The organism is Bacillus sp. WC2503 (genome assembly GCF_052682895.1).
This window is the reverse complement of the sequence record NZ_JBQYMD010000001.1, coordinates 1,080,137-1,102,556: the sequence shown is the minus strand read 5'-3', so window position 1 is coordinate 1,102,556 and position 22,420 is coordinate 1,080,137. Positions and strand designations below refer to the sequence as shown.

General features: G+C 33.1%; 20 protein-coding genes, 1 pseudogene and 1 riboswitch. Of the genes and pseudogenes, 5 read left to right on the top strand and 16 right to left on the bottom strand.

Annotation, left to right across the window (positions count from 1 at the left end):
- Nucleotides 1-71: 71 nt before the first annotated feature.
- Nucleotides 72-1,355, bottom strand: a complete 1,284-nt coding sequence (locus ACUN26_RS05870) for an aminopeptidase P family protein (RefSeq protein WP_000842952.1) — start codon at nt 1,353-1,355, stop codon at nt 72-74.
- A gap of 206 nt (nt 1,356-1,561) precedes the next feature.
- Here ACUN26_RS05870 and ACUN26_RS05865 point away from each other — a divergent pair, with 206 nt between their 5' ends.
- Nucleotides 1,562-2,539 (top strand): F510_1955 family glycosylhydrolase, encoded by a 978-nt coding sequence (locus tag ACUN26_RS05865; protein ID WP_000683854.1) that lies wholly within the window; start codon nt 1,562-1,564, stop codon nt 2,537-2,539.
- 15 nt (nt 2,540-2,554) lie between these two features.
- Nucleotides 2,555-3,283, top strand: a complete 729-nt coding sequence (locus tag ACUN26_RS05860) for an urease accessory protein UreH domain-containing protein (protein WP_000493105.1) — start codon at nt 2,555-2,557, stop codon at nt 3,281-3,283.
- A gap of 50 nt (nt 3,284-3,333) precedes the next feature.
- Here ACUN26_RS05860 and ACUN26_RS05855 read toward each other — a convergent pair whose 3' ends face one another.
- On the bottom strand, nt 3,334-4,209 hold the full coding sequence (locus ACUN26_RS05855) for a LysR family transcriptional regulator (RefSeq protein ID WP_001100317.1): 876 nt from the start codon (nt 4,207-4,209) through the stop codon (nt 3,334-3,336).
- A 143-nt stretch (nt 4,210-4,352) separates the two neighbouring features.
- Here ACUN26_RS05855 and ACUN26_RS05850 point away from each other — a divergent pair, with 143 nt between their 5' ends.
- On the top strand, nt 4,353-5,060 hold the full coding sequence (locus ACUN26_RS05850; protein WP_000109315.1) for an alpha/beta fold hydrolase: 708 nt from the start codon (nt 4,353-4,355) through the stop codon (nt 5,058-5,060).
- Nucleotides 5,061-5,131: 71 nt separating this feature from the next.
- On the opposite strand, the gene ACUN26_RS05845 is transcribed toward ACUN26_RS05850, so the two are convergent.
- Nucleotides 5,132-6,046 (bottom strand): membrane protein, encoded by a 915-nt coding sequence (locus ACUN26_RS05845; protein WP_000994712.1) that lies wholly within the window; start codon nt 6,044-6,046, stop codon nt 5,132-5,134.
- A gap of 245 nt (nt 6,047-6,291) precedes the next feature.
- Between ACUN26_RS05845 and ACUN26_RS05840 the strand changes: the two genes are divergently transcribed.
- Nucleotides 6,292-6,522 (top strand): DUF896 domain-containing protein, encoded by a 231-nt coding sequence (locus ACUN26_RS05840; protein ID WP_000789785.1) that lies wholly within the window; start codon nt 6,292-6,294, stop codon nt 6,520-6,522.
- Nucleotides 6,523-6,571: 49 nt separating this feature from the next.
- On the opposite strand, the pseudogene ACUN26_RS05835 reads toward ACUN26_RS05840, so the two are convergent.
- From ACUN26_RS05835 to ACUN26_RS05800, 8 genes and pseudogenes are all read right to left on the bottom strand, one after another.
- Nucleotides 6,572-7,065: pseudogene (locus tag ACUN26_RS05835) on the bottom strand (CcdC family protein).
- Nucleotides 7,066-7,080: 15 nt separating this feature from the next.
- Nucleotides 7,081-7,476: a DUF2871 domain-containing protein gene (locus tag ACUN26_RS05830; RefSeq protein WP_000737880.1), complete on the bottom strand. Its 396-nt coding sequence runs from the start codon at nt 7,474-7,476 to the stop codon at nt 7,081-7,083.
- Nucleotides 7,477-7,623: 147 nt separating this feature from the next.
- Nucleotides 7,624-8,019, bottom strand: coding sequence for a cytidine deaminase (locus tag ACUN26_RS05825; RefSeq protein ID WP_000358537.1), 396 nt, complete (start codon nt 8,017-8,019; stop codon nt 7,624-7,626).
- 33 nt (nt 8,020-8,052) lie between these two features.
- On the bottom strand, nt 8,053-9,354 hold the full coding sequence (locus tag ACUN26_RS05820) for a pyrimidine-nucleoside phosphorylase (RefSeq protein WP_002093789.1): 1,302 nt from the start codon (nt 9,352-9,354) through the stop codon (nt 8,053-8,055).
- Between the two features lie 36 nt (nt 9,355-9,390).
- On the bottom strand, nt 9,391-10,572 hold the full coding sequence (locus tag ACUN26_RS05815) for a NupC/NupG family nucleoside CNT transporter (RefSeq protein WP_000876190.1): 1,182 nt from the start codon (nt 10,570-10,572) through the stop codon (nt 9,391-9,393).
- Between the two features lie 101 nt (nt 10,573-10,673).
- Entirely contained in the window at nt 10,674-11,345 is a 672-nt protein-coding gene (gene deoC / locus ACUN26_RS05810) for a deoxyribose-phosphate aldolase (RefSeq protein WP_001017434.1), read from the bottom strand.
- A gap of 307 nt (nt 11,346-11,652) precedes the next feature.
- A complete protein-coding gene (locus ACUN26_RS05805; RefSeq protein ID WP_000409788.1) occupies nt 11,653-12,600 on the bottom strand; it encodes a sugar-binding transcriptional regulator in 948 nt (315 codons plus the stop codon).
- A 369-nt stretch (nt 12,601-12,969) separates the two neighbouring features.
- Nucleotides 12,970-13,560, bottom strand: coding sequence for a TetR/AcrR family transcriptional regulator (locus ACUN26_RS05800; protein WP_000169660.1), 591 nt, complete (start codon nt 13,558-13,560; stop codon nt 12,970-12,972).
- A gap of 626 nt (nt 13,561-14,186) precedes the next feature.
- Between ACUN26_RS05800 and ACUN26_RS05795 the strand changes: the two genes are divergently transcribed.
- Entirely contained in the window at nt 14,187-14,852 is a 666-nt protein-coding gene (locus ACUN26_RS05795) for a CPBP family intramembrane glutamic endopeptidase (protein WP_001009316.1), read from the top strand.
- A gap of 339 nt (nt 14,853-15,191) precedes the next feature.
- Here ACUN26_RS05795 and ACUN26_RS05790 read toward each other — a convergent pair whose 3' ends face one another.
- The 5 genes from ACUN26_RS05790 to ACUN26_RS05770 all read right to left on the bottom strand — a co-directional run bounded on the left by ACUN26_RS05790 (nt 15,192) and on the right by ACUN26_RS05770 (nt 22,101).
- A complete protein-coding gene (locus ACUN26_RS05790; RefSeq protein WP_000432984.1) occupies nt 15,192-15,818 on the bottom strand; it encodes a LysE family translocator in 627 nt (208 codons plus the stop codon).
- Nucleotides 15,819-16,052: 234 nt separating this feature from the next.
- Complete coding sequence (gene nheC, locus ACUN26_RS05785; RefSeq protein ID WP_001244616.1) at nt 16,053-17,132, bottom strand: non-hemolytic enterotoxin subunit C; 1,080 nt, start codon at nt 17,130-17,132, stop codon at nt 16,053-16,055.
- A gap of 134 nt (nt 17,133-17,266) precedes the next feature.
- A complete protein-coding gene (gene nheB, locus ACUN26_RS05780) occupies nt 17,267-18,475 on the bottom strand; it encodes a non-hemolytic enterotoxin NHE subunit B (protein ID WP_000162968.1) in 1,209 nt (402 codons plus the stop codon).
- A 37-nt stretch (nt 18,476-18,512) separates the two neighbouring features.
- Nucleotides 18,513-19,673, bottom strand: coding sequence for a non-hemolytic enterotoxin NHE subunit A (gene nheA / locus ACUN26_RS05775; RefSeq protein WP_000751861.1), 1,161 nt, complete (start codon nt 19,671-19,673; stop codon nt 18,513-18,515).
- A gap of 601 nt (nt 19,674-20,274) precedes the next feature.
- A complete protein-coding gene (locus ACUN26_RS05770) occupies nt 20,275-22,101 on the bottom strand; it encodes an APC family permease (RefSeq protein ID WP_000254863.1) in 1,827 nt (608 codons plus the stop codon).
- Nucleotides 22,102-22,245: 144 nt separating this feature from the next.
- Nucleotides 22,246-22,393, bottom strand: a riboswitch (cyclic di-AMP (ydaO/yuaA leader).
- Between the last annotated feature and the right edge of the window lie 27 nt (nt 22,394-22,420).

Genomic DNA, 22,420 nt, shown 5'->3' with positions numbered 1-22,420 from the left:
TTCAAGAAAATATGGAGATATAAAATGAGCAAAATAAAAAGGCACCCAAAATTGAGCGCCTCTTCTAACTATTATTTTGTAACAACTTCATCTTCTTTTACATTTACATTATTGTTACTCATAAACCCTTCAATCTCTTCAACTGTTCTAATGATATCTTTTGACAAATTTTCATAGCCATCTTTTGTTACAAGGATATCATCTTCAATACGAATACCAATTGATTCTTCTTCAATATATAGACCTGGTTCAATCGTAATAACCATACCTTCTTCTAATACTCTTTCTTTGTATGTTCCAACATCGTGAGTATCTAAACCAAGAAAGTGACTGACACCATGATAATAATATTTAGATAGTTCCTCATCTTCTTGAATTAAACCAATAGCTTTACACTCTTCTGCTAGTACCTTTTTTGTATGCTCATTTAATGCAGCAAAATTTAAGCCTGGCTTAATAATCTCTGTTGTTTCTTTCAATGCTTTTAATACAATATTATAGATTTGTTTTTGGCGACTAGAGAATGTTCCATTTGCCGGGAAAGTATAACTAATATCAGCGTTATAATAGTCTTTTTGAGCGCCTAAATCTAGCAGTACTAAATCACCATTTTGAATTTGTGCATCATTATCTTCATAATGAAGAACTGTTGCATTTTTCCCACTTGCCAAAATTGTATTGAACGCATGATGCTTAATCCCAGATGACTTCAGTGTGAAATCAAACTGAGCTTCTAATTCATATTCCATCATGTCTGCTTTTGCATGCTTTAACACATTGTAAATACCGTCTTTCGTTACAGCAATTGCTTCTTTAATGATTTCAATTTCTTCCTCTGTTTTAAACACTCGTAATTCACAAATTTCCGGGTATACATTACCAATTGTTATGTGTGGGTACTGTTCTCTTACATGTTTAGCAAACGCTAACGTTTTCGTCTCAGTACCCTTCCACTCACGACGCTCTAAATCTAAATACACATGTTGCGCATTTTCTGCGAAAAGTGTATGTGCCATTGTCTTCTCAAAGCTATCTATATATACAACTTTTTGTATGCCTGAAATTCGTTCTGCATCTTCTTTAGAAACTGTTTTACCGACCCATTTTTCCATTACTGGATCTGATTTTTCAATGAAAAGAGTTTCTTCCACACCATTTCCAAACTTTTTCAACATGAAAATAACATTGGGCTCATCGATTCCCGTTAAATAGTAAAAATTTCGATTCGGCACAAATTTATAATGGGCATCTGCTGACATATGAGGTGCTTGTCCAGCAAATAAAATCGTAATCGATTCATCATGTAATGTTTTCGCTAATCGTTCTCTATTTTGAGCAAAAAATGTTGATTTCATAATAATCCCCCTAGCGTTCTATGTATAATTTTGAAACTGATTATCCAATATAATTCATTCTATTATTGTTATAATTTTTCGTCAATTAATAATGTTTATATAGAAGATAAACTTTCATTACTAGGCATCTAATCACTCCACAATTTCTTGACATTTATTCCATATACTTAATATCTCATATATATATAAGAAAGGAGCCTACAAACGTGAAACATTACGTAGGACTAGCCATTACTTCATTATTTATCATTACAGGATGCTCTAATAACGTAGAAACACCACCAGTAAAAAAAGAAACAGTTCAATCTCAGCCCCAAAATAAAGATAACGCAAATACGATTCCGCAAAACTTCTATAAAGAAATTACATCTGGAAAAATAGCGCACATTCACGGAATTGGCTATGCAGGAAATATGCCTGGTATTTCTATCGCAACTCATAGTGGTATAAAAGTTTATCAAAATGGAAAATGGTTTGAAACTGCTACACAGTTACACGATTATATGGGCTTTCAGGCAACTAAAAATGGATTTTTTGCTAGTGGGCACCCAGAACCAGGTGCAAATTTAAAAAATCCTTTAGGATTAATGAAAAGTTCTGATGGCGGCAATAACCTTGAAAAGCTAGCATTCTATGGAGAATCTGATTTTCATAACCTTGCTGTCGGATATAATACAGAAACGATTTATTTATATAACGAGCGTCCAAATTCTAAATTACAACAAGGTTTTTATTTCAGTACAAACAACGGACAAGAATGGAAAAATAGTAAGTTAAAAGGCCTTTCAAGTACAATCCATACATTTTCAGTACATCCGGATCAAGCGAGTGTAGTCGCAGTAAGTGCTAAAGATGGTATTTATTTATCTACAGATTACGGGAATACATTTGAACTATTCTCTACATCACTTGAATCGACAGCAGTTACATTAAGTAATGAAGATGTTTTTTACGCCCCTATCAATAAGCAAATGATAACGAAGAAATCAATTGCTACAAATGAAGAAACAAACTTACAGATTCCATCTTTAGATTCTAAAGATACAATTATGTATATATCACAAAACCCTCAAAATTCATCTGAAATAGTATTTGCTACAATGCAAGCAAATGTATTCCTTTCCACAGATAACGGTAAAACGTGGAAACAGATTACAAAAAATGGCTTATTACAATTTAATTAGAAAGGTGAATATAACGTGTTTTCAACAATTAGCGAGTGGAGTTATCAACTCATGTCTCCTTTAATGGATGTCACGAATGCTACGAAATCAATTCCTCTTTTATTTGCGTTTTTATTAGGCATAGTAGGTACCCTTGCTCCATGCCAATTAACAGGAAACATTAGCGCCATTACAATCTATGGCAATCAATCTTTACAAAAGGGACATATCTGGAAACATATATTGTTATTCATTTTAGGAAAAATAATAGCTTTTACGACGCTTGGACTATTAGTATGGGTGTTAGGAAAAGAAATTCAGCAAATATTAACTTTGTATTTCCCATGGTTACGTAAACTGATCGGACCTTTATTAATAATAATGGGGTTAATATTATCAGGTATTATAAAAGGTAGAAACTTCTTCTCTACCATCTTCCCTATCACATCTATACGAAAACAAAATGAAGTCAGCTCATTTTTGCTTGGGTTTTTCTTTTCGTTAGCTTTCTGCCCTACTATGTTTGTGCTATTTTTCGGAACATTAATACCACTCTCTTTAACATCTAATTACGGGTATTTATTTCCTACCTTTTTCTCTATAGGAACTGCTCTACCTGTCGTTGTATTACTGTCCATTATCTCCTACCTAGGCTTAAATGGAACACTACTTAAAAAGAGCCGAAAAATAGGGGGAAATATTCAGCGTATAGCTGGTGTACTTCTCGTTTTAATCGGACTTTATGATACCGCCCTATATTGGTAATACATACAAAAGGTAAGCTTCAGTGAAATGAGCTTACCTTTTGTATCATTTTATTCATTTTTCTTTTGTTGTAATTGTGTTAACAAATTCGTAACAAACGCGAGAAACAATGGATCTTTCTCTTTTTTAGGCGACCACTGCATAATGAGTTGCCGCGGGATTTCAATGTCTATCGGTTGCACGATAAAGTCATGAATAATTTGTTTATGAAGTCCTGATAACGGAACGATCGTTATACCGTTAACTTGTAAAGTAAGTGCTAATGCCGAGCTAATTGACTCTGACTCCATCACTTTATTCACTGTTATTTCGTTTTTCATTAAGTATGGTTCAAGTACTTCTTTACAACCAGAAAGTGGCATAATAAAAGGATAATTTTTCAATTCTTTACTAGTAAGATTAGGTGGAATATTCTTTGAAGAAACGATAACATAAGGATCTTCACCAATAACTTCATAGTGAAATCCTGGTATTAGATTTTCTTTTATAGAAATAGAAAAATCAGCACTTCCAGCAGACAGCCAATTTAAAACTTCTTGATAGCTTCCCTCTCTAACTGCAAGCACGTACTGACTTTGATCAATATTACCTAATTGGATACACTCTGCCAAACAATATACAGTAACGGAAGGGTACGTAGCTAATACAATCTTATACAAACTTTTATTCTTCAAGTGTAAAGCTGTTTCTTCAAGATTTTCATACTCCATTAGAAGTCGTTCTACACAAACTAAAAATTCTTTTCCATTTTCAGTTAACATCGTTCCTTGTCTAGAGCGCTCAAATAAAGTTAAAGCATATCGTTTCTCTAGTTTGTTTATAATATGCGTTATTGCTGGCTGTGTCATATGTAATTCCTTAGCTGCTAAACTAATCCTGTTCAACCGAGCCACATATTTAAAAACTTTAAAATCAAAGACGTTCATTCTGTTCTCCTTATATAAAAGATATTTATATCATCTATAAATAACCTTCATTATATTTATCAAACTACTTCCTATACACTAAGTATACACTATCAATTTTACAAAAAAATAAAGCATATAAACATTAGAGGAGTGTTGATTAAATGAGTACTTACGTTTTAGTACATGGAGCATGGCAAGGTGAATGGGCATGGGAATTAGTAAAACCTCAACTAGAGGCTTTAGGTCACACTGTTATTACACTAGACTTACCTGGAAGTGGGAAAGATACAACTCCTTCACAAAATATAACGTTAGATTCCTATGTTGATGCAGTAACAGCTACTATAAATCAACAAACTGAAAAAGTTATTGTTGTTGGACATAGTATGGGTGGAATTGTGATCACTCAAACCGCTGAACTTATACCGAATAAAATCGATAAATTAGTATATCTTTGTGCATTCTTACCACAAAACGGAGAAAGCCTTGGCAGTAAATTAGATGGTGAAGCTGGTCCACAATTCTCAATAAATGAGAACGACATGACAGCTGAACTTATACCTAATCTAATTGAAAAAACATTTTTAAATGCTACCGAAAATGAAGAAATTAAAGAAGCATCTTCCAAAAAAATGCGTCCTCAGCCACTAGGACCATTTCAACAACAGCTAAAAATTTCTGAAGAAAACTTCGGAACTGTAGATCGCATTTATATTGAAACAACTCTAGATAGAGCGATTCCAATTGATTTTCAGCGCCGAATGAATACAGAAACTCCATGCTCGAAGATTATTACTTTAGAAGCTGATCATTCTCCCTTCTTTTCAAAAGCAACAGAACTTGTGAATTGTTTACATGCGTTAAGCTAAATTTCATTTAATGAAAATAGACACCCGCGGGTGTCTATTTATTATGCTAACTAAGAATTGTATGTTCTTCTCTACATTTGCATTCCCTTTTGCTTCATCTCCCACTTTTTATACAGTAATACTGCACCAAATAAGAATACCCCCGCAACAAATGAACCTACTGGTAACATCTTTATCATTTCATCTGGAAATACGAGCGGCAGTAATGGAAATGCATATGCTGCTGGAATACGTACACCAACTATTTTTAATAAAATAAGCATTAAAATCATATTTAATAAAGTGACTATAATCCATGAGTCGATTGCAAAGTACAATAACGTTCCAACAGTTGGAGATGTAGTTAATACTACTATTTGTTTACATGCCATTTTTTCATTGTACATCGGTTTTTGAAGTGATTCATACACAACAACTAATATTGGCGGAATAACCGCTAATTGTTCATGACCAGTGATCCAGCATATACTTATCCAAATGAAATTTAGTATTAGAAATACAGCCATATATTTATATTGGATGTTAACTTTTCTCTCAATACCGCTATTCAATTTAAAAACAAGGACACCAACCATTAAAATAAATGTTAAAACGAAGACTGAGATAACAAATGACCATTCAGTCGCATTTGTCACTAAAGGTAATAAACCTGTCGCAATAGATGGTGCTAAATTTGATTGTATAATACGTAAAAACAGCATCATAAATATAAGTGTTACGCTTACTTTTGCTATATAAGCTAAATCCATTTGATTCACCATAAAACCAATACCAGCTGTTACTGACGGTGCAATAAAGATTTTTTCTGGCTGCCTTAACCAACCTGGCTCACGATACGCCCATAAAGCAATTGCCATCGCTGCTATTTCCGGCAAAATGACTTCCGGATCATTTAATAACACACCCGCTGTTACCATAGCTAAAATAAAGAAAATAGCAATCGTATATGAGATGATTGTTTCTTTTTTTGAAATTACTGCATTCATTATTACATACTCCCTTTACTTACTACTCTCACAATGTAAAACAAAAATTCAATATACCCTACTAAGGTATTGTATATTAATATCTTTTCCATTTCAAGTATTTGTAATTTTTTCATTTTTCATCACCCATTACACTTACAAAAAAAGGATTTTTATAGGCGTTGACACTCATTGAAAGATAGGTTACAATAACTATACATTAGTAAGTAACTAATGTAATTAAATGTAACTTGAGGTGAAAACAAATGAAAAACATTTTATTCCGTATTAACGAATTATCAAAAAAAGAAAAAACATCTGGATTAACAGTTGATGAAAAACAAGAACAACAAATGTTACGTCAAAACTATACAAAAACATTTCGTGGAAGTTTAGATTCCATTTTATTAAACACAAAAATTGTCGATTCAAATGGTTTTAATGTTACACCAGTTGCATTACAAGATGCTCAAATTCGTTTGAAATTAAGCAAATGAAATTAAAGCTAAAGAAACAATTGTATAAAACATAAAAGAGCTGGACTTTTCATAATGAAATTCCAGCTCTTTTTCTACTTAATATTGTTGTTTTTGCAATGTAACATACGAGCGATACATTGCAATTCTCCACGACACAATCATCGCAAATGCGAGTAAGAAAAACATCCCGCTTAATTGCGCCAAATCAAGTGTTTGGCTTAAATATGATTTTAATGCGACTCGTACAGCTAATAAACCAATTAAAATAAATATAAATGCTTTTGACGGTTTCATATATATATGTTCGCCTCTTACTTCGAACTTAGTTGTTTTAATAAGAAATATAGAGAAAATAAGTCCTGCGATAATTGCCTCTACTATTTCTAACGATGTTAATCGGAATTCCGGTAAGAAGAACATCATGGCGCCAGTACTCATAAAAATTGGCGGCAAAATAATTTTCTTTTTCGTAACCGGCTTTTTCGCTGACTTAAAGCGAAGAAACATAACACCAACGGCCATACAAACTGCTACGATACTTGATAAAAGTGCTACACTCATACTCTCCACTCCTATCTATTTAATAGACTTTTTGAGTAAAATCATAAACCAAACGAAACCGATACTTATAATAACATGACCTAATCCAGCCATATGGCTTAAACCGTTAAAGTCAGTTCCATTTACTTGTAGAAGACCTCTACATACCATTGTTACGATAGTAATAATTAATCCTGTATTATATACAACAAACCAGGCATGAAAACTTTTTGTTTCTTGTATTTGAAATACTTTAACTAAAGCAACAGCGACTAAAAAGAATATGAATCCAAGCACTAGTACGTGTGTATGTACTAATTGCAACATAGTGGAACCTTTAATTCCTTGTGCTTTCGTATACTTTCGCGCAAATACTCCTGATAATAAACCAATAATTAAGTAAATGAATGCTGCATTATATAATTTCTTCATTCTATTCCTCCTGCTGTAAATTTTCCATATTCGCTGCAATCATTTTACGCAAAGTTTATGAACGGAATATGAACAAAATATTACATTCTATTTTTAAAGAACAAAAAAGCCATTCCACAATTATTAATTGCGGAATGGCTTTTCAACTTATTTTAAATCATCAATTGTGAAAGCACCAGGCAGTAACTGCTCAACAGTCACTTCTTTTTCGTCACCTTTTACATTCGTTAGTAAAACTCGCATTTTCGGATCACAAAATTCAGCAATCACTTGTCTACAAGCACCACATGGTGAAATAGGTCCGTCAGTTTCTCCTGTAATGACTAAGTAACTAAAGTCGCGCTCCCCTTCTGATACTGCTTTGAATATTGCTGTTCTTTCTGCACAGTTACATAAACCGTAAGAAGCATTTTCTATATTACAACCAGTATAGATTTTACCTTCTTTTGTAACTAATGCAGCACCAACCGGAAATTTTGAATACGGAATATACGCTTTCGATAACATCTTATTTGCTTCTTCAATATATTTTTTCTTATCCATATTATTTCCTCCTCAAAGTAAATGTAATGTTGATTAGTCAGTAATAACAGTATGAACTAATTTAGGAGCCACTGCTGTTTCAGCGATAGAAATATTTTCATAAATTTTTGCTTTTACATCTTCTACATTTTCACGATTTGCGTAGATCGTTACGAATGGCTCGCCTTCTTTTACTGCATCGCCAACTTTTTTACGTAACATTAAACCTACAGCTAAATCGATTTCATCTTCTTTCGTTGCACGGCCTGCACCAAGTAACATTGCAGCGATACCGATTTCATCTGCAACAATGTTTGAAATCACGCCTGAAGTTTTAGCAGGTACATCAATTATATACTTCGCTTGTGGCATTTTTTCTGGATTGTCTACAATTGAGCTATCTCCACCTTGATTGCTTAAGAACTCTTTAAACTTCTCAGTTGCTTTTCCGTTTTTCATAACTTCAATTAACATTTCACGAGCTTCTTCTAACGTATTTGCTTTTTTCGCAAGTACGACCATTTGACTTCCTAATACAAGTACTAATTCTGTTAAATCTTCTGGCCCTTCACCTTTTAACGTATCAATTGCTTCTTTCACTTCTAGGGCATTACCAATCGCAAAGCCAAGAGGTTGTGACATATCTGAAATAACAGCCATTGTTTGACGTCCTACATTATTTCCGATGCGTACCATTGCATGTGCTAATTCTTTTGCATCTTCTTCCGTTTTCATAAATGCACCTGCACCGGTTTTTACATCAAGTACGATTGCGTCAGCACCAGCTGCAATTTTTTTACTCATAATTGAACTTGCGATTAGAGGAATTGAATTTACTGTTCCTGTTACATCACGTAATGCATAAATCTTTTTATCAGCAGGTGTTAAGTTTCCTGTTTGTCCGATAACAGCTACTTTGTCACGGTTTACAATATCAATGAACTGCTCTTTCGTAATTTCAACGTGGAATCCTTCCACTGCTTCTAATTTGTCAATTGTTCCGCCCGTATGTCCTAAACCACGACCTGACATTTTTGCTACTGGTACATCTAAAGCAGCAACTAATGGTCCTAATACTAATGTAGTTGTATCACCAACACCGCCAGTTGAATGCTTATCTACTTTAATGCCTTCAATTGCTGATAAGTCGATCGTTTCTCCAGACTCCACCATTGCCATCGTTAAATCTGCACGTTCACGATCTGTCATATCTTTAAAGAAGATTGCCATTGCAAGTGCACTCACTTGATAATCAGGAATACTTCCGTCTGTATATCCATTAATAAAGAATTTGATTTCTTCAGTCGTTAATTCTTTGCCGTCACGTTTTTTTGCAATAATATCTACCATTCTCATTACAATCACCATTCCTTTTTATATGATATGAATCTATTAAAATAATAAGCCAACGATTGTTGCTGATAAGAAACTTACTAGCGTTGCACCGAAAAGTAATTTCAAACCAAATCTTGCGACTACATTCCCCTGCTTTTCATTTAAGCTCTTAACTGCCCCTGCAATAATTCCAATTGAAGAGAAGTTTGCAAATGAAACTAAGAATACAGATATAATCGCTGTCGTTCTGTCTGAGAAATTAAAGTTCCCTTGCGCTAAATCTGTCATAGCGACAAATTCATTCGATACAAGTTTTGTTGCCATAATATTACCGGCATTAACTGCTTCATGCCATGGAACACCCATAATAAATGCAAATGGTGCAAATACATAACCAAGAATTTCTTGGAATGAAATACCGATTACACCTTTAAATACTGCATTAATGAATGCGATAAGAGCAACGAAACCAACTAACATAGCTGCTACTGTAATCGCAACTTTAAATCCATCGATAATGTATTCCCCTAATACTTCAAAGAAAGTCTTCTTCTCTTCTTCTTGCACTTCTAACATATCTTCTTCTTCAGTAACTTCATACGGGTTAATGATAGAAGCAATGATAAAGCCACCGAATAAGTTAAGCACTAAAGCGGTTACAACATATTGCGGTTTTAATAACACCATGTATGATCCAACGATAGACATAGAAACTGTAGACATTGCAGATGCACATAATGTGTACATTCTTTTCTCTGGCAATAATCCTAGTTGTTTCTTAACTGAAATAAACACTTCAGACTGTCCTAAAATCGCAGAAGCTACCGCGTTATATGATTCTAGTTTACCCATTCCATTTACTTTACTTAATGCTAGACCGATAGATTTCACAATAATAGGTAATACTTTAATATGTTGCAAAATACCTATTAAAGCTGATATAAATACGATTGGCATTAATACACTTAAAAAGAATGAAAACTCTTTTTGATTTACTAATCCACCAAATACGAAATTCACACCATCAGCGGCATATTTTAATAATTCCCCAAAACCATCTGCTATTCCGCTAATTAATATATTCCCTACACTTGTATTTAATAGTAAAAACCCCAAAATGAATTGTAATATAACCATCGTTATGATTGGACGATATTTGACTTTCTTTCTATCATTACTAGCAAGCCAAGCGATACCTAAAATCAATACGAGGCCAAAAACACCGATTAAGTATTTCATAAGCCGTCTCCTCCCATTCGTATCCGCTTACATTCTTTTCAATTGTTAAAGCAATAGATACACTATACTTTGTGTATCTATCGCTTTTCACACTTTATTAATTAGTAGTTATCTGTAGCACCTTTTGCATCGTTTAATACGATTGCAACACTAGCGCTTGCTCCAACACGAGAAGCTCCAGCAGCTACCATTTTATCTGCATCTTCACGTGTACGAACTCCGCCAGATGCTTTTACACCAACGTTTGGTCCTACCGTTTTACGCATTAATGCGATATCTTCAGCAGTTGCTCCGCCAGTTGAGAATCCAGTTGAAGTTTTTACGAAATCAGCGCCAGCTTTTACTGATAATTCACAAGCACGAACTTTTTCTTCGTCTGTTAGAAGGCAAGTTTCAATGATTACTTTTACAAGAGCTTTTCCTTTTGCTGCTTGTACTACTTCATAAATATCTTTTTCAACGAACTCATTGTCGCCATCTTTTAAAGCACCTACGTTGATTACCATATCAACTTCAGTTGCACCTTTTGCGATAGCATCTTTTGTTTCGAATGCTTTTGTTTCAGTAGTGCTTGCTCCTAATGGGAAACCGATTACAGTACAAACGTCTACATCATGTCCAGCTAATTCTTCAGCAGCTAGCTTTACCCATGTAGGATTAATACAAACAGAAGCGAATTTATATTCCTTTGCTTCCTCGATTACTTTCATAACATCTTCTTTTGTAGAATTAGCTTTTAAAATTGTATGGTCAATTAACTTTGCAATATTCATTATTATCACTCCTCATATCTTTTAACAACTTCATTCTAACTCTTAGTTGAACAAATGTAAATACACTTTTGAAATTTTGTTCATTCTTTTTTAAAAGGAATTTTCTTGTAGTAAATAAAGCGCATTCTAACTAAGAAACAATTCACATTTAAAATCAAAACTTTTATATTAACAATGGTAGTATGTATCTCAATATCCATAATTATTTTTAAAAAGGCAATTTGTATTCAAAAAACACTCCCATAATTCATACATAACAAAATAAAAGGCTTTCTCAAAATTAACATCTTGAGAAAGCCTTTTATTTCTAACCTTTTTGATAATGTAACAGTTCTTTTGCTGTATGCTGATCAATAATTAATACATTTGCATACCCGCCACGTAACGCACCATCAATTGCTTGTATTTTTCTATTACCACCTGCAACTAAAATAGAACGTTTCTTTAATTTAAGTTCCTCTAACTCAATTCCAATGGTACGCTTATTAATTTCTTCACTACTAATATTTCCGTCTCCGTCAAAGAAACGTGAACAAATGTCACCGACAGCTTGTTTTTTCAGAATGTTCGTTTCATCCTTATCTAAATATCCTAATCGGAATAATAACGCTTCATCACGCACTGTTCCGACAGTGAAAACTGCAATATTTGCTTGTTTCCCCATTTCAATAATGTGATGAATATGTCGATCCTGCTCTACTAATTCTTTTGTCACCGCATTATCAAATATAACTGGGAGCGGTAAATTTCTTGGTGTCGTTTGAAAAGCCTCTGCAAATAAAGCAATGGTCTCATTCGCATATGTATTTACACTCGAATGACTAATACCACCTTTTAGCTGGACAACTTCTACACCTTTCACATGTTGTGGTACGATTTTCCTAGCAATTTCATACATCGTCATTCCCCAGCTTACACCGACGATATCACCGTTTTTCACTGTCTTTTCCATGTACTCAGCCGCATATTTACTAATATACTCAGTAATCGTTGCATATTCTGGCACTGGAGAAAATACTACATGCGCCTCTAACAAGTTGTACTTTTCTTTCAATAAATTCCCAACGTTATCTAAATCAGCAAATGGATCGGCTATACTAATTTGAACAAATCCTTTTTCTTTCGCGTACTTTAATAATCTAGAAATCGTCGGTCTTGAAATATTTAATTTGTTAGCAATTTCTTGCTGACTATAATCGGATTGATAATATAATCTTGCAACTTCAACGCTTAATTGTTGTTTATCTTTTTCCATAATAACTTATTACAAACCCTTTCCTGTATTTCCCTTTCGTTACAAGCATTATACAGCTTTATGCAAAAAAATTCGACTACCGAATTTTTACTAACTGAACTTCTACTTCACTTAGTATATACAATGAAACCTTTTTGTGTAGATTTACAAACTCAATATAGATACACTTGAAACATATAAATCGATTTATATGTAATTCATTCTTTTTTCTTTTTCTGTAGTAACGATAACAAAGCCGTTCAATAAGAAACATGAAACATCGTCTAAAAACTATTCAAATACCCCTCATAAACTGAAGATACTGTTTATGAGGGGTATTCATTCAATTTAATTCTATAAAAATTGGATGGAAACAATGCAAGTTCTCACTTATTTAGAATAAGAGAAAAGATGATGTTTTATTTGTTCAATAAAATAATGATGGTGTATATTATCGTTAGATACTCGACTTGCCATAATAGCTCCCTCCATTGAAGATGCAAGAAAAGAAGCGAGCGATATAATATCTAAATCTTCTTTAAGTTCTTGTTTCTCTATTCCTTCCTTTATGAGAGAGGCCATTAACATTACTGTATCATCATAACCTTTTGCTGCTGCTTTTTGTAATTCTGGAAATACTCCAGTACTTTCAATTGCGCTATTAAGTAATGGACAGCCTCCAGCAATAGGGGGGTTATTAGCTGCATCTTGATATACAAGGAATATTGCAAGGATTTTATCGATTGCTGTCTTTTTATTTTCCATCGCTTTATGAAAATGGTTCCACATAATCTCACCACTTTTGTCGTAGGCAGCAAGGACAATTTCTTCTTTATTTTTGAATCTACGATAAATAGCTCCTTTAGATAGTTCAGTAGCTGTCATTATATCCTGAATGGATGTATAAGTTATTCCATTAGTATTAAATAAATATAAAGATGTTTCAATAATCTTTTCTTTTACCTTATCAACTTTAGTCATGCTTTGTGGTCCTCCTAATAAAACGAACTTAATATTCAAGGTGATTTTTACTATGATTTTTTTGAATTTTTATTGTAAGTATAAATAAGTTTGAAGCAAAAATATCTTATCAATCCCTATCTTATAGGAACCTAAAACAATACAGTTTGAGGTTCATTAAATTATGTTATCTATAACATTCGAATGAATTTTCTGTTAATAACAATGTGAACAATCGGTTAATTCAGTCATATTATACAACTAATTCTATTTAAAACCATAGAAGAAGTAAAAATATATAGTTAATTTTAATGTATAGACATATAACTATTATATATAATTTTTATTAATATGTTTAGCTAAAGGGATGAGCTACTCCCACTTTCATTTCATTCTATAAAAGGGTAATCATTAATGATTGCTGTAATTTGATTGTAAATAAACAACCGATATATAAATATACTCGGTTTTTACTATTTTGATTTTGTTAATAATTTGTAAAAAGGGTTTAAAAAACTAGAAACTTATAGTATCATTAGATTCCGAACCGAACCGTTCGGTTCGGAATCTTGTATAAATTAGAAGGAGAACCTTATGCAGAAAGAAAAATCAAAGATTCTAAGTAATTTAATTATGGAGGTAATAAGGTGAACTTTATTAAAATGAATCAAAAAGAACTTATTATGCTACTAGTTTATCCAATGTTTACACTATTTCAAATTGGCTTGTTCATATTATTTGGCATATCACTTTTAACTAATGTCAATTTAGTTGAATCAGAATTTGCTCTTGGTGCCATGAGCTTGACTATACCTACTATTCTAGGAGTAATGTTCTTTAGGAAAGAAATTATTCAAAGTTTTACTTATTTTAAAGAGAAGACAATTTTGAAAATAGTAAGTATTCCTATAGTGGTTTTATTTATGGTAATTGTGGAAAATTCTATTATGCATTTTCTAAATACAGGTCAGCCAGAGAACCAAGAACAGGTCCTTACACAAGGGGCAGAGATTCCTATTATATTCACATTGCTCCTATTTGGAATTATGGGTCCAGTAATTGAAGAAATTATGTTTCGCCATATATTATTAAATCGTTTTTCGCATTATGTTGGTACTGCTATTGCATCTATCATTTCAATTATAATTTTTACAGTACTTCATACGAACCAGCTTTCGGATATTGCTATTTATTTACCTGGATCGGTAATTCTTACTGCGGCTTATCTTATTTCTAACAGATCCATTGCATATGTTATGGCGATACATGTGTTAAATAATTCTATTGCTTTCATTCAAATGTACATGTCATAGTGAGACATATGTTAAACAATGGCATTACTTTCATTCTAAACTAGACTTGTTTCTGTTGCAGAGTTAAAAAATAGAAATAGATATTAATAAATGGGGAGTGCAATTTAGATAGTGACTAATGATTTGTGTAATTCCTTGCACGTCAAAAAAACACAGTTTGGATGTAAACTGTGGTTTTTTTTATATAGGGGACCCACATCACAATTAAACTAAGAAAAGCAAATATCCTGAGATAAGAAAATTGGTATGAAGGTGTGAAATCAATTATAAAATGGTAGCTTTAGAATAAATGAAACGAGAAATTACCGTCATTGTTTATTTCTCATTTCATTTACATATTTATTTTTGGAAAAATAACCTAACTCCAAATACTAATAATACTGTGCCAGTAATACCCTCTATTGTACGGTTCACTTTTTCTTTTCTTAAAAAAGTTCTTAATTGACGTATTAGCGTGATATAAAGCAAATACCATATTGCTGTCAAAGTCGTAAATGTGAGTCCTAACAAAAGAAATTGGAAGAAATGACTTTGATTGCTCACAATAAATTGGGGTAAAAAACTTAGGAAAAATACAGCAGTTTTTGGGTTTAAAATTGCCGTAGTAAATCCTTGTCTAAAACTTTTAATTGCTCCAATATCTTTATAGTCCATTTCTACTGAACCTGACATATCTTCTTTTCTAGAAAAAGCACTTTTAATTGACTTCACAGCTAAGTACATTAAATAAAAAGCCCCAGCATATTTTATAAATGTAAATAACATAGCAAATTTCATTAGGATGGCAGAGAGTCCTAGCGTAGCCATTATTGTATGAATCATCATTCCAGATATCGTTCCTAAGACGGTCTTTATCCCACCATTTTTACCATGCGAGATAGTATTTTTTGTAACTAAGGCAAAACCAGGACCAGGCATAATTATGATTAGCATTGCTGTAAGGATAAATAATAAATAATTTTCCATGTTCTAATATTTCCTTTCTAATTTTTAGTTTTGCTTACAGTATAGCTTTTTTCATTAAAACATTACATATAAAAGGCTTGATCAGAAGTTTATCTGGGTTATTAGTATCAATTTGGCTAAACATTATCCCAAAGCCATATTGATAACACACATGGCAAACTTATATATCAAACGACAAGTTCAACTCTCACAAAAAACAGGATAAAAAAATAAACAGCAGAACTAGTCCACTGTTTATTTCGCCACACCTTCATGTAATTTTTCTGTATAATCTTTTACATCTTTCCAGCTATCTTTTGCTGTATATAAATCTTCTTTTATAAACGTAAACTCTTCCGGACTAATTCCTTTTACGTTTTGTAGTAAATTATTATATTTTGCACCTACTGTATACCATTGATTTGATATGTTTTGTAGTGCTGTAATTGCTGCATCAATTGTTTCTGTCATATTTGTTGTTTTATTTTTCACATCTGTCAAAATTGCGACTTCTGCTTGTGCGCCAGAAATTCTATCTTTTAAATTGGCTATTTCTCTTTCTGCATTTGCGATATCTTTTTTCGCAATCGCAATCATCGGTCCGCCAGCAAGACATGTTATTAACGCTACGCAAAGTACACCACCAGCAATAACCATATCATTACTCTTTTTAATCGAATCATTATATGTATTTATTTGTTGCTCTAATGCTGGAATACCAGCATTCGTACTCGCCAAAATCGAAGTTAATTGATTTGTATCTTCTTTAAAACTGTTTGTATCTTTCGCCATTCTATCGCGAAATGCTTTTAAATTCCCTAATAAAATATCTACTTCATTTTGATTTTTTAAAATGTCCGCATACAACTTTTCTAAATCCGCTTTTAATTTACCGCTATCCTTTTGATTAATCGCTACTAGCATGCTATTATAGTACGCTTGAAAAGTATTATTGTAATTAATAATATTTTGATCCGTTTTCATAATTTGAGGCTTCATATTATTTAACCAATACGCTGCATTAATTTTTGCATCTCTTTGGTGCTGAACCATATTTCCTTTAAACTCACTATTAATTGAACTTATTTTACTCAAATCAGTCTCTTGCTGATTTTGAATTAATTTTGCATATGAATCCATTGCAAATATGCTCGATGTCGTTTGCGCCATTACATCTTGGAAACCTGCTGGTCCAAGAGAATAATTTTTCGCATTTTCTTGCAATGTTTTTACGTTTTGTTCCGCTGCAAAAGGATGTAAAGGAAACGCGTTACTTGTTGCGAATCCAGCAATCATTATCGTTAAAAGACATTTTTTATAGAATTTATTACGCATAATTATCACCTATTCTTTTTATGAAGATATGAAACGTTAGAGGTAAAAAAAGCTCCTGCTCACTACTGAACAGGAGCTCTCTATTATTTAAAAATCATTTATCTGTACGTAATGCTGTAACAGTTCAATTACTATTATGCTTTTTTCGTATCTACTACTTTAATATCCTCAGCATAAATCTTTTCTGCATAGTCCTTAATGTTTTTCCAGCTATCTTTCGCAATGTTTAAATCTTCTTTAATGAAAACAAGATCGTTTGGACTAATTGAATCTACATTTTGAAGTAAAGAATTGTATTTTGATCCCATTGTGTACCATTGGTTTGAAATATTTTGTAACGCTGTAATTGCAGTATCAATTGTATTTGTTAAATACTCTGTTTGTGTTTTAATGTTCGTTAATCCTGCTACTTCTAATTGCGCAGTTGTAACTTGTCCTGTTATCTTTTGAATTTCTGCTTGTGCATTATCAAGCTCTTTCTTCGCTAAAACAATACCAGCTGTACCACCACCTACAGCTGCCGCACCACCTGCAATTAACGCGACTCCTAGCGGCGTTCCTGCACCAGTTGCAATAACTACTGCACCACCGATAATTGCAATTGGTCCTAACGCTGTAGCAACTGATGAACCGATAATAATTGCATTATATTTACTAATTGCTTCATTGTACGTTGTAATTTGATTTTGCAATAGCGGAATTCCAGCGTCTTGACTAGCTAAGATAGATGTAATTTGATTTGCATCTCCCTTGAAGTTTTGCGTATCTGACGTCATTTTATTGCGGAATTTCTTCAAGTCTTCTACTAATTGATCTACTTGTGCTTTATTTTCATTAATACTACTTGATAATCTAGTTAAGCCTTTCGTAAGAGTCGCTTTATCTTTTGCATCTACCGCAGCAACTAAAGTATCATAATAGTTTTGGAATTTCGTATTGTAATTAATGATATTTTGATTCGTTGAAATAAGCTGTGGCTTTAATACATCTAACCATTGCTTCGCATTTCCTCTAGCTGTATCTTGGTGCTGAATCACTTTCCCTTTTAAAGCCGCATCAACAGACGATACATTACCAAAGTTAACATTACCTTGTTTAATAATTGTTAAAGCGTACAGATCCATTACTAAAGCGTTTGAACCTGTTCTTTCCATTGCATCTTTTAGGCCTTCTGGTCCTAATGAGTATTCCTCATAGTCATTATAAGCTTTTGCTACAGCATGAACTGGAGCTTGTTTCACTGTACTTTCAGCTGCATACGTATGGGCCGGCATAATATTCCCTGCTGCAAATACTGCCATAAGTGCTGATAGAGCCATTACTTTATAAGGTTTTTTTGTCATTTTTCTTCTCTCCCTATATCGCTAATTATTTTTCTGTTTAATGTACTTCAACGTTTGTAACATAATCTTCAAATTGATTTGTTTGCTTATTCATTTCATCACTTACTTTTTTAAGTTGATTGAAATGTTTTTGAAGTAAACTACTGTCTGTATACGTGCCTTCTTCAATATTTGTTTGAATTTGGATCATATTATTATTGAAAACTTTCCAATCCGCTAATAACGTTTCTAAAGTTGCGATTTGGCGATCAATTAGTTCTGTAAAGCTACTTACTTGATCTTCAACGAATGTAATTTGAGTCGCCTCTGATTCAGTCTGTGATAACTTTTGAATAAGTGGTAATAGCTCTTTTTGCTTTTGTTGAATACGAAGAGCTGCTTCCCTCGTTTGACTATCTGCAGCATTTACAATTTCATTACTTAAAGTACCGATAGAAACAAAGTCGATTGTTTTCGTTTGTGCAGTTTGATTTGTAATTGTAAATACTTGTTTACCGATATTAATAGAACCTTTAATGATTTCTTGCGGTCTATTCAAAATAGTAGTTAGTTCAGCTTGAATTTCCCCTTGAATTCTTTTAATATTTTCTCTTAATTTCACAATATCCCCATTTGATCCTTGCAGTGTTTTTATTGCTTCATCAGCTTTAATCGATAAGTTATTGCTATCTTTGTCTAATACTGTTTTAAATCGATTTAACTCTAATAAATCTTGCTCCATACTCTCTTGGATGCTTTGTACTTGCAGTTGTAATTTTCCATATGCATTTGTAAAATCTGCTTTTGCTTGTTCATCTTCATTTACGTTTCCTGCTAGTTCATAGAGCTTACTATAATAACTATTAAATCTAGTACTATATCTCATCATCTCTTGATTTAAATCGATTAACTTCGGATTATATTCATCGATCCACTCTCTTACATTTGCCTTTGCAAACTTTTGATGATTCGTCAAACTACTCATCGCATTCACCTTAATGTCTGGCTGTTGTAAAATAACTAATCCGTATGCTTGTATAAGCGGTGACTGTGATCCTAACATTCTAATTGAATTGGATAATGTATTTGGAGCAATTACATTTTGTGCATATACTGCTTTCACTTCTGTTTGCCCCCCCTTAGCGTAAGCGCTTACAGGAATGAAGCAACTCGTAGATACTGCTGTAACCAATAACCCTGTAATTAAAGTCTTTTTCACTTTAACTCCTCCTATGTATTAGCAACTATTACTATCGCATTTTATTATTCTATTTTCTTGCAATTAATTTGAGATGGTTAAAATAGAGAACATTCTCACCGTGATTCGTGTACGAACCATCTCTCCTAACTTTTTTCTACAGTACTTACTTATTGTTATAAAACATTTCATACCTTTTCATATGTGCTTAGTATGAATAGATTTGTATAAAATTTCTATTCTATTGCAATTTTCACATTCATACAGTGAATATATTACATAAAAATATTATTCATTTTAAACTAATTCACGTATAAAAGTATGAAATTTCGTTTTGTTTTCAAGTAAGTTTTGTACTGTAAGGTCATTTAAACACAGCTATTTATATAACGTAAAGAAGTATTTTCATTCCCTTTATTTTCAAGCTCTCATGTCCTTATCCCAAAATAAAATTCGTTTCACTTTCCCGATTAAAATATCCATATATCACAACAGAAAACACTACTTACTCACAATGGATAAAATTATATTAATATAATTTTTAGTTAAATATGCAATAATGCATAGCGTATACACAAAAAGGATAGCTTCACTTTCGTGAAACTATCCTTAAAAAATCTTCTTACTTTTTCAAATGATATGGAACTGTCGTAATAACAACATTTCTCTTATAGAGTAAATACGCACGTATGAGTAAACTTGATTGATTATGAAGAATGTTATGCCAGCCTTTTTTCGGAATAAACTGTGGTATAACGACCGTAACTCGATAATTTGATTCACTCGCTTTATATTGCACTGTATCAATGAACTTAGTTAGCGGCTGAATAATACTTCTATAATGAGAATGCAATGTAACAAGCCTTACTTCAGGTTGCCACTTCTTCCATTTCTCTTCAAATTTCTTTTCCTCTTCTCTGTCAAAAGCAACATATACAGCGATAACTTGATCTGCAGAAAGAGCCTTCGCATAGTTCAATGAATTTTCTACTACATGAGTCATACCAGCTACAGGCACGAGAATTACATTCCCCTCAATCGGAATAAGAGGCTCACAAGTTTTTAAACTTAATTGATCACCGACTGCATCATAATGCTTCTTAATTCGATGGAACAAGAAGATAATAGCAGGTAAGAAAATAAGGATCGACCAAACTTGAGCGAATTTAGTTAAAAAGAACATGCTCATAACGATAAAACTAATGACTGCACCAATTAAATTAACCGTTAATCTTAAAGCCCATCCTTCAGGTTTTTCACGAAGCCATTTTAATACCATACCCGTTTGAGAAAGTGTAAATGGAATAAACACACCTACTGCATATAGCGGAATTAAATGTTCTGTTTGACCTTGGAAAGCTACAATTAAAATAATCGAAGCAATTCCAAGTATAATAATACCGTTTGAGTAACCAAGACGGTCTCCTCTAATCGTAAACATTCTCGGTATGAATTTATCTTTTGCAAGGTTAACTGCTAATAATGGAAATGCAGAATACCCTGTGTTAGCAGCAAGAATTAATATTAAAGCTGTTGTGCCTTGTATGAAATAGTACATGAAATTACGTCCAAATGTTTGTTCAGCAATTTGAGAAACAACAGTTACTTCTTTACTCGGTGTAATTCCGTAATAATAAGCTAAAAATACAATTCCTGAAAATAACACAGCAAGTAATGCGCCCATCGCAAGCAAAGTTTTTGCTGCATTGTTTGGTGCAGGATCTTTAAAATTTGGAATTGCGTTTGAAATCGCTTCAACACCTGTTAAAGCCGAACTACCTGATGCAAATGCTCTTAACAGTAAGAACAAACTAATTCCCGCAACCGGCGTTCCAATCGGCGTGTGTAAGGTCGGTGAAACGTGACCAGTTAAAATATTGTATATCCCTACACCAATTAATATAAATAGTGCTAAAACGAATAAATAAACAGGATATGCTAAAACGGAAGCTGACTCTGTTACACCTCTTAAATTTAATATGGTTATAAATATAACAAATATAATCGCAATGATTACATTATGTGCATGTAAGCTAGGAAAAGCAGATGTTAACGCATCTGTACCTGCTGATACACTTACTGCAACAGTTAAAATATAATCCACTAATAAAGACCCTCCAGCTATTAAGCCTGGATTCATCCCTAAGTTTTCTTTTGATACAACATATGCGCCCCCGCCATGTGGGTAGGCAAAAATAATTTGACGATAAGATAAAATAAGAGCTGTCAATAATACTAATACCCCAATAGCGATCGGAATGGAATACCAATACGCAATCGCTCCAAGACCTGCTAAAGCGATTAAAATTTGCTCTGGTCCGTATGCAACTGATGACAATGCGTCAGAAGATAGAATGGCTAGCGCCTTCGTTTTATTAAGCTTTTGCTCTCCTAACTCAGTTGATTTTAACGGCCTTCCAATTAAAAATCTTTTAATAGATGAAACCACAGCTGTCCACTCTCCAATAATTTTGTACGAACGATTCTGCTTGTTACAGCCAGCAAACTATTTCTTCAGAAAACAAAAAATGTCTACAAGCCATAGCGAAATAGACTTGTAGACATTATTTTTTTTGTCGCACAAGCTCCACCTTCCTTCTCAATATAACGCTTACGAGGTTAGCTGTCGGATTCGGGCCTATGAGTAGCCCTACCTTTTTTTAAGGATTCACCCCATCGGATTATGTACTAATCCGTAAGAACGGGTCCCCCGTACCATGCGGTTTCAGCGATTTAGAAAATTGAAACTGTGGATTATAATACTCCTT

Bases quoted from the DNA above. Each gene is read 5' to 3' on its own strand.
- deoC (WP_001017434.1), bottom strand. From the start codon at position 11,345: ATGAATATTGCAAAGTTAATTGACCATACAATTTTAAAAGCTAATTCT.
- ACUN26_RS05850 (WP_000109315.1), top strand. From the start codon at position 4,353: ATGAGTACTTACGTTTTAGTACATGGAGCATGGCAAGGTGAATGGGCA.
- ACUN26_RS05815 (WP_000876190.1), bottom strand. From the start codon at position 10,572: ATGAAATACTTAATCGGTGTTTTTGGCCTCGTATTGATTTTAGGTATC.
- ACUN26_RS05820 (WP_002093789.1), bottom strand. From the start codon at position 9,354: ATGAGAATGGTAGATATTATTGCAAAAAAACGTGACGGCAAAGAATTA.
- ACUN26_RS05805 (WP_000409788.1), bottom strand. From the start codon at position 12,600: ATGGAAAAAGATAAACAACAATTAAGCGTTGAAGTTGCAAGATTATAT.
- ACUN26_RS05825 (WP_000358537.1), bottom strand. From the start codon at position 8,019: ATGGATAAGAAAAAATATATTGAAGAAGCAAATAAGATGTTATCGAAA.
- ACUN26_RS05790 (WP_000432984.1), bottom strand. From the start codon at position 15,818: ATGGAAAATTATTTATTATTTATCCTTACAGCAATGCTAATCATAATT.
- nheB (WP_000162968.1), bottom strand. From the start codon at position 18,475: ATGACAAAAAAACCTTATAAAGTAATGGCTCTATCAGCACTTATGGCA.
- ACUN26_RS05830 (WP_000737880.1), bottom strand. From the start codon at position 7,476: ATGAAGAAATTATATAATGCAGCATTCATTTACTTAATTATTGGTTTA.
- nheC (WP_001244616.1), bottom strand. From the start codon at position 17,132: ATGCGTAATAAATTCTATAAAAAATGTCTTTTAACGATAATGATTGCT.
- ACUN26_RS05840 (WP_000789785.1), top strand. From the start codon at position 6,292: ATGAAAAACATTTTATTCCGTATTAACGAATTATCAAAAAAAGAAAAA.
- ACUN26_RS05870 (WP_000842952.1), bottom strand. From the start codon at position 1,355: ATGAAATCAACATTTTTTGCTCAAAATAGAGAACGATTAGCGAAAACA.
- ACUN26_RS05855 (WP_001100317.1), bottom strand. From the start codon at position 4,209: ATGAACGTCTTTGATTTTAAAGTTTTTAAATATGTGGCTCGGTTGAAC.
- ACUN26_RS05800 (WP_000169660.1), bottom strand. From the start codon at position 13,560: ATGACTAAAGTTGATAAGGTAAAAGAAAAGATTATTGAAACATCTTTA.
- ACUN26_RS05845 (WP_000994712.1), bottom strand. From the start codon at position 6,046: ATGAATGCAGTAATTTCAAAAAAAGAAACAATCATCTCATATACGATT.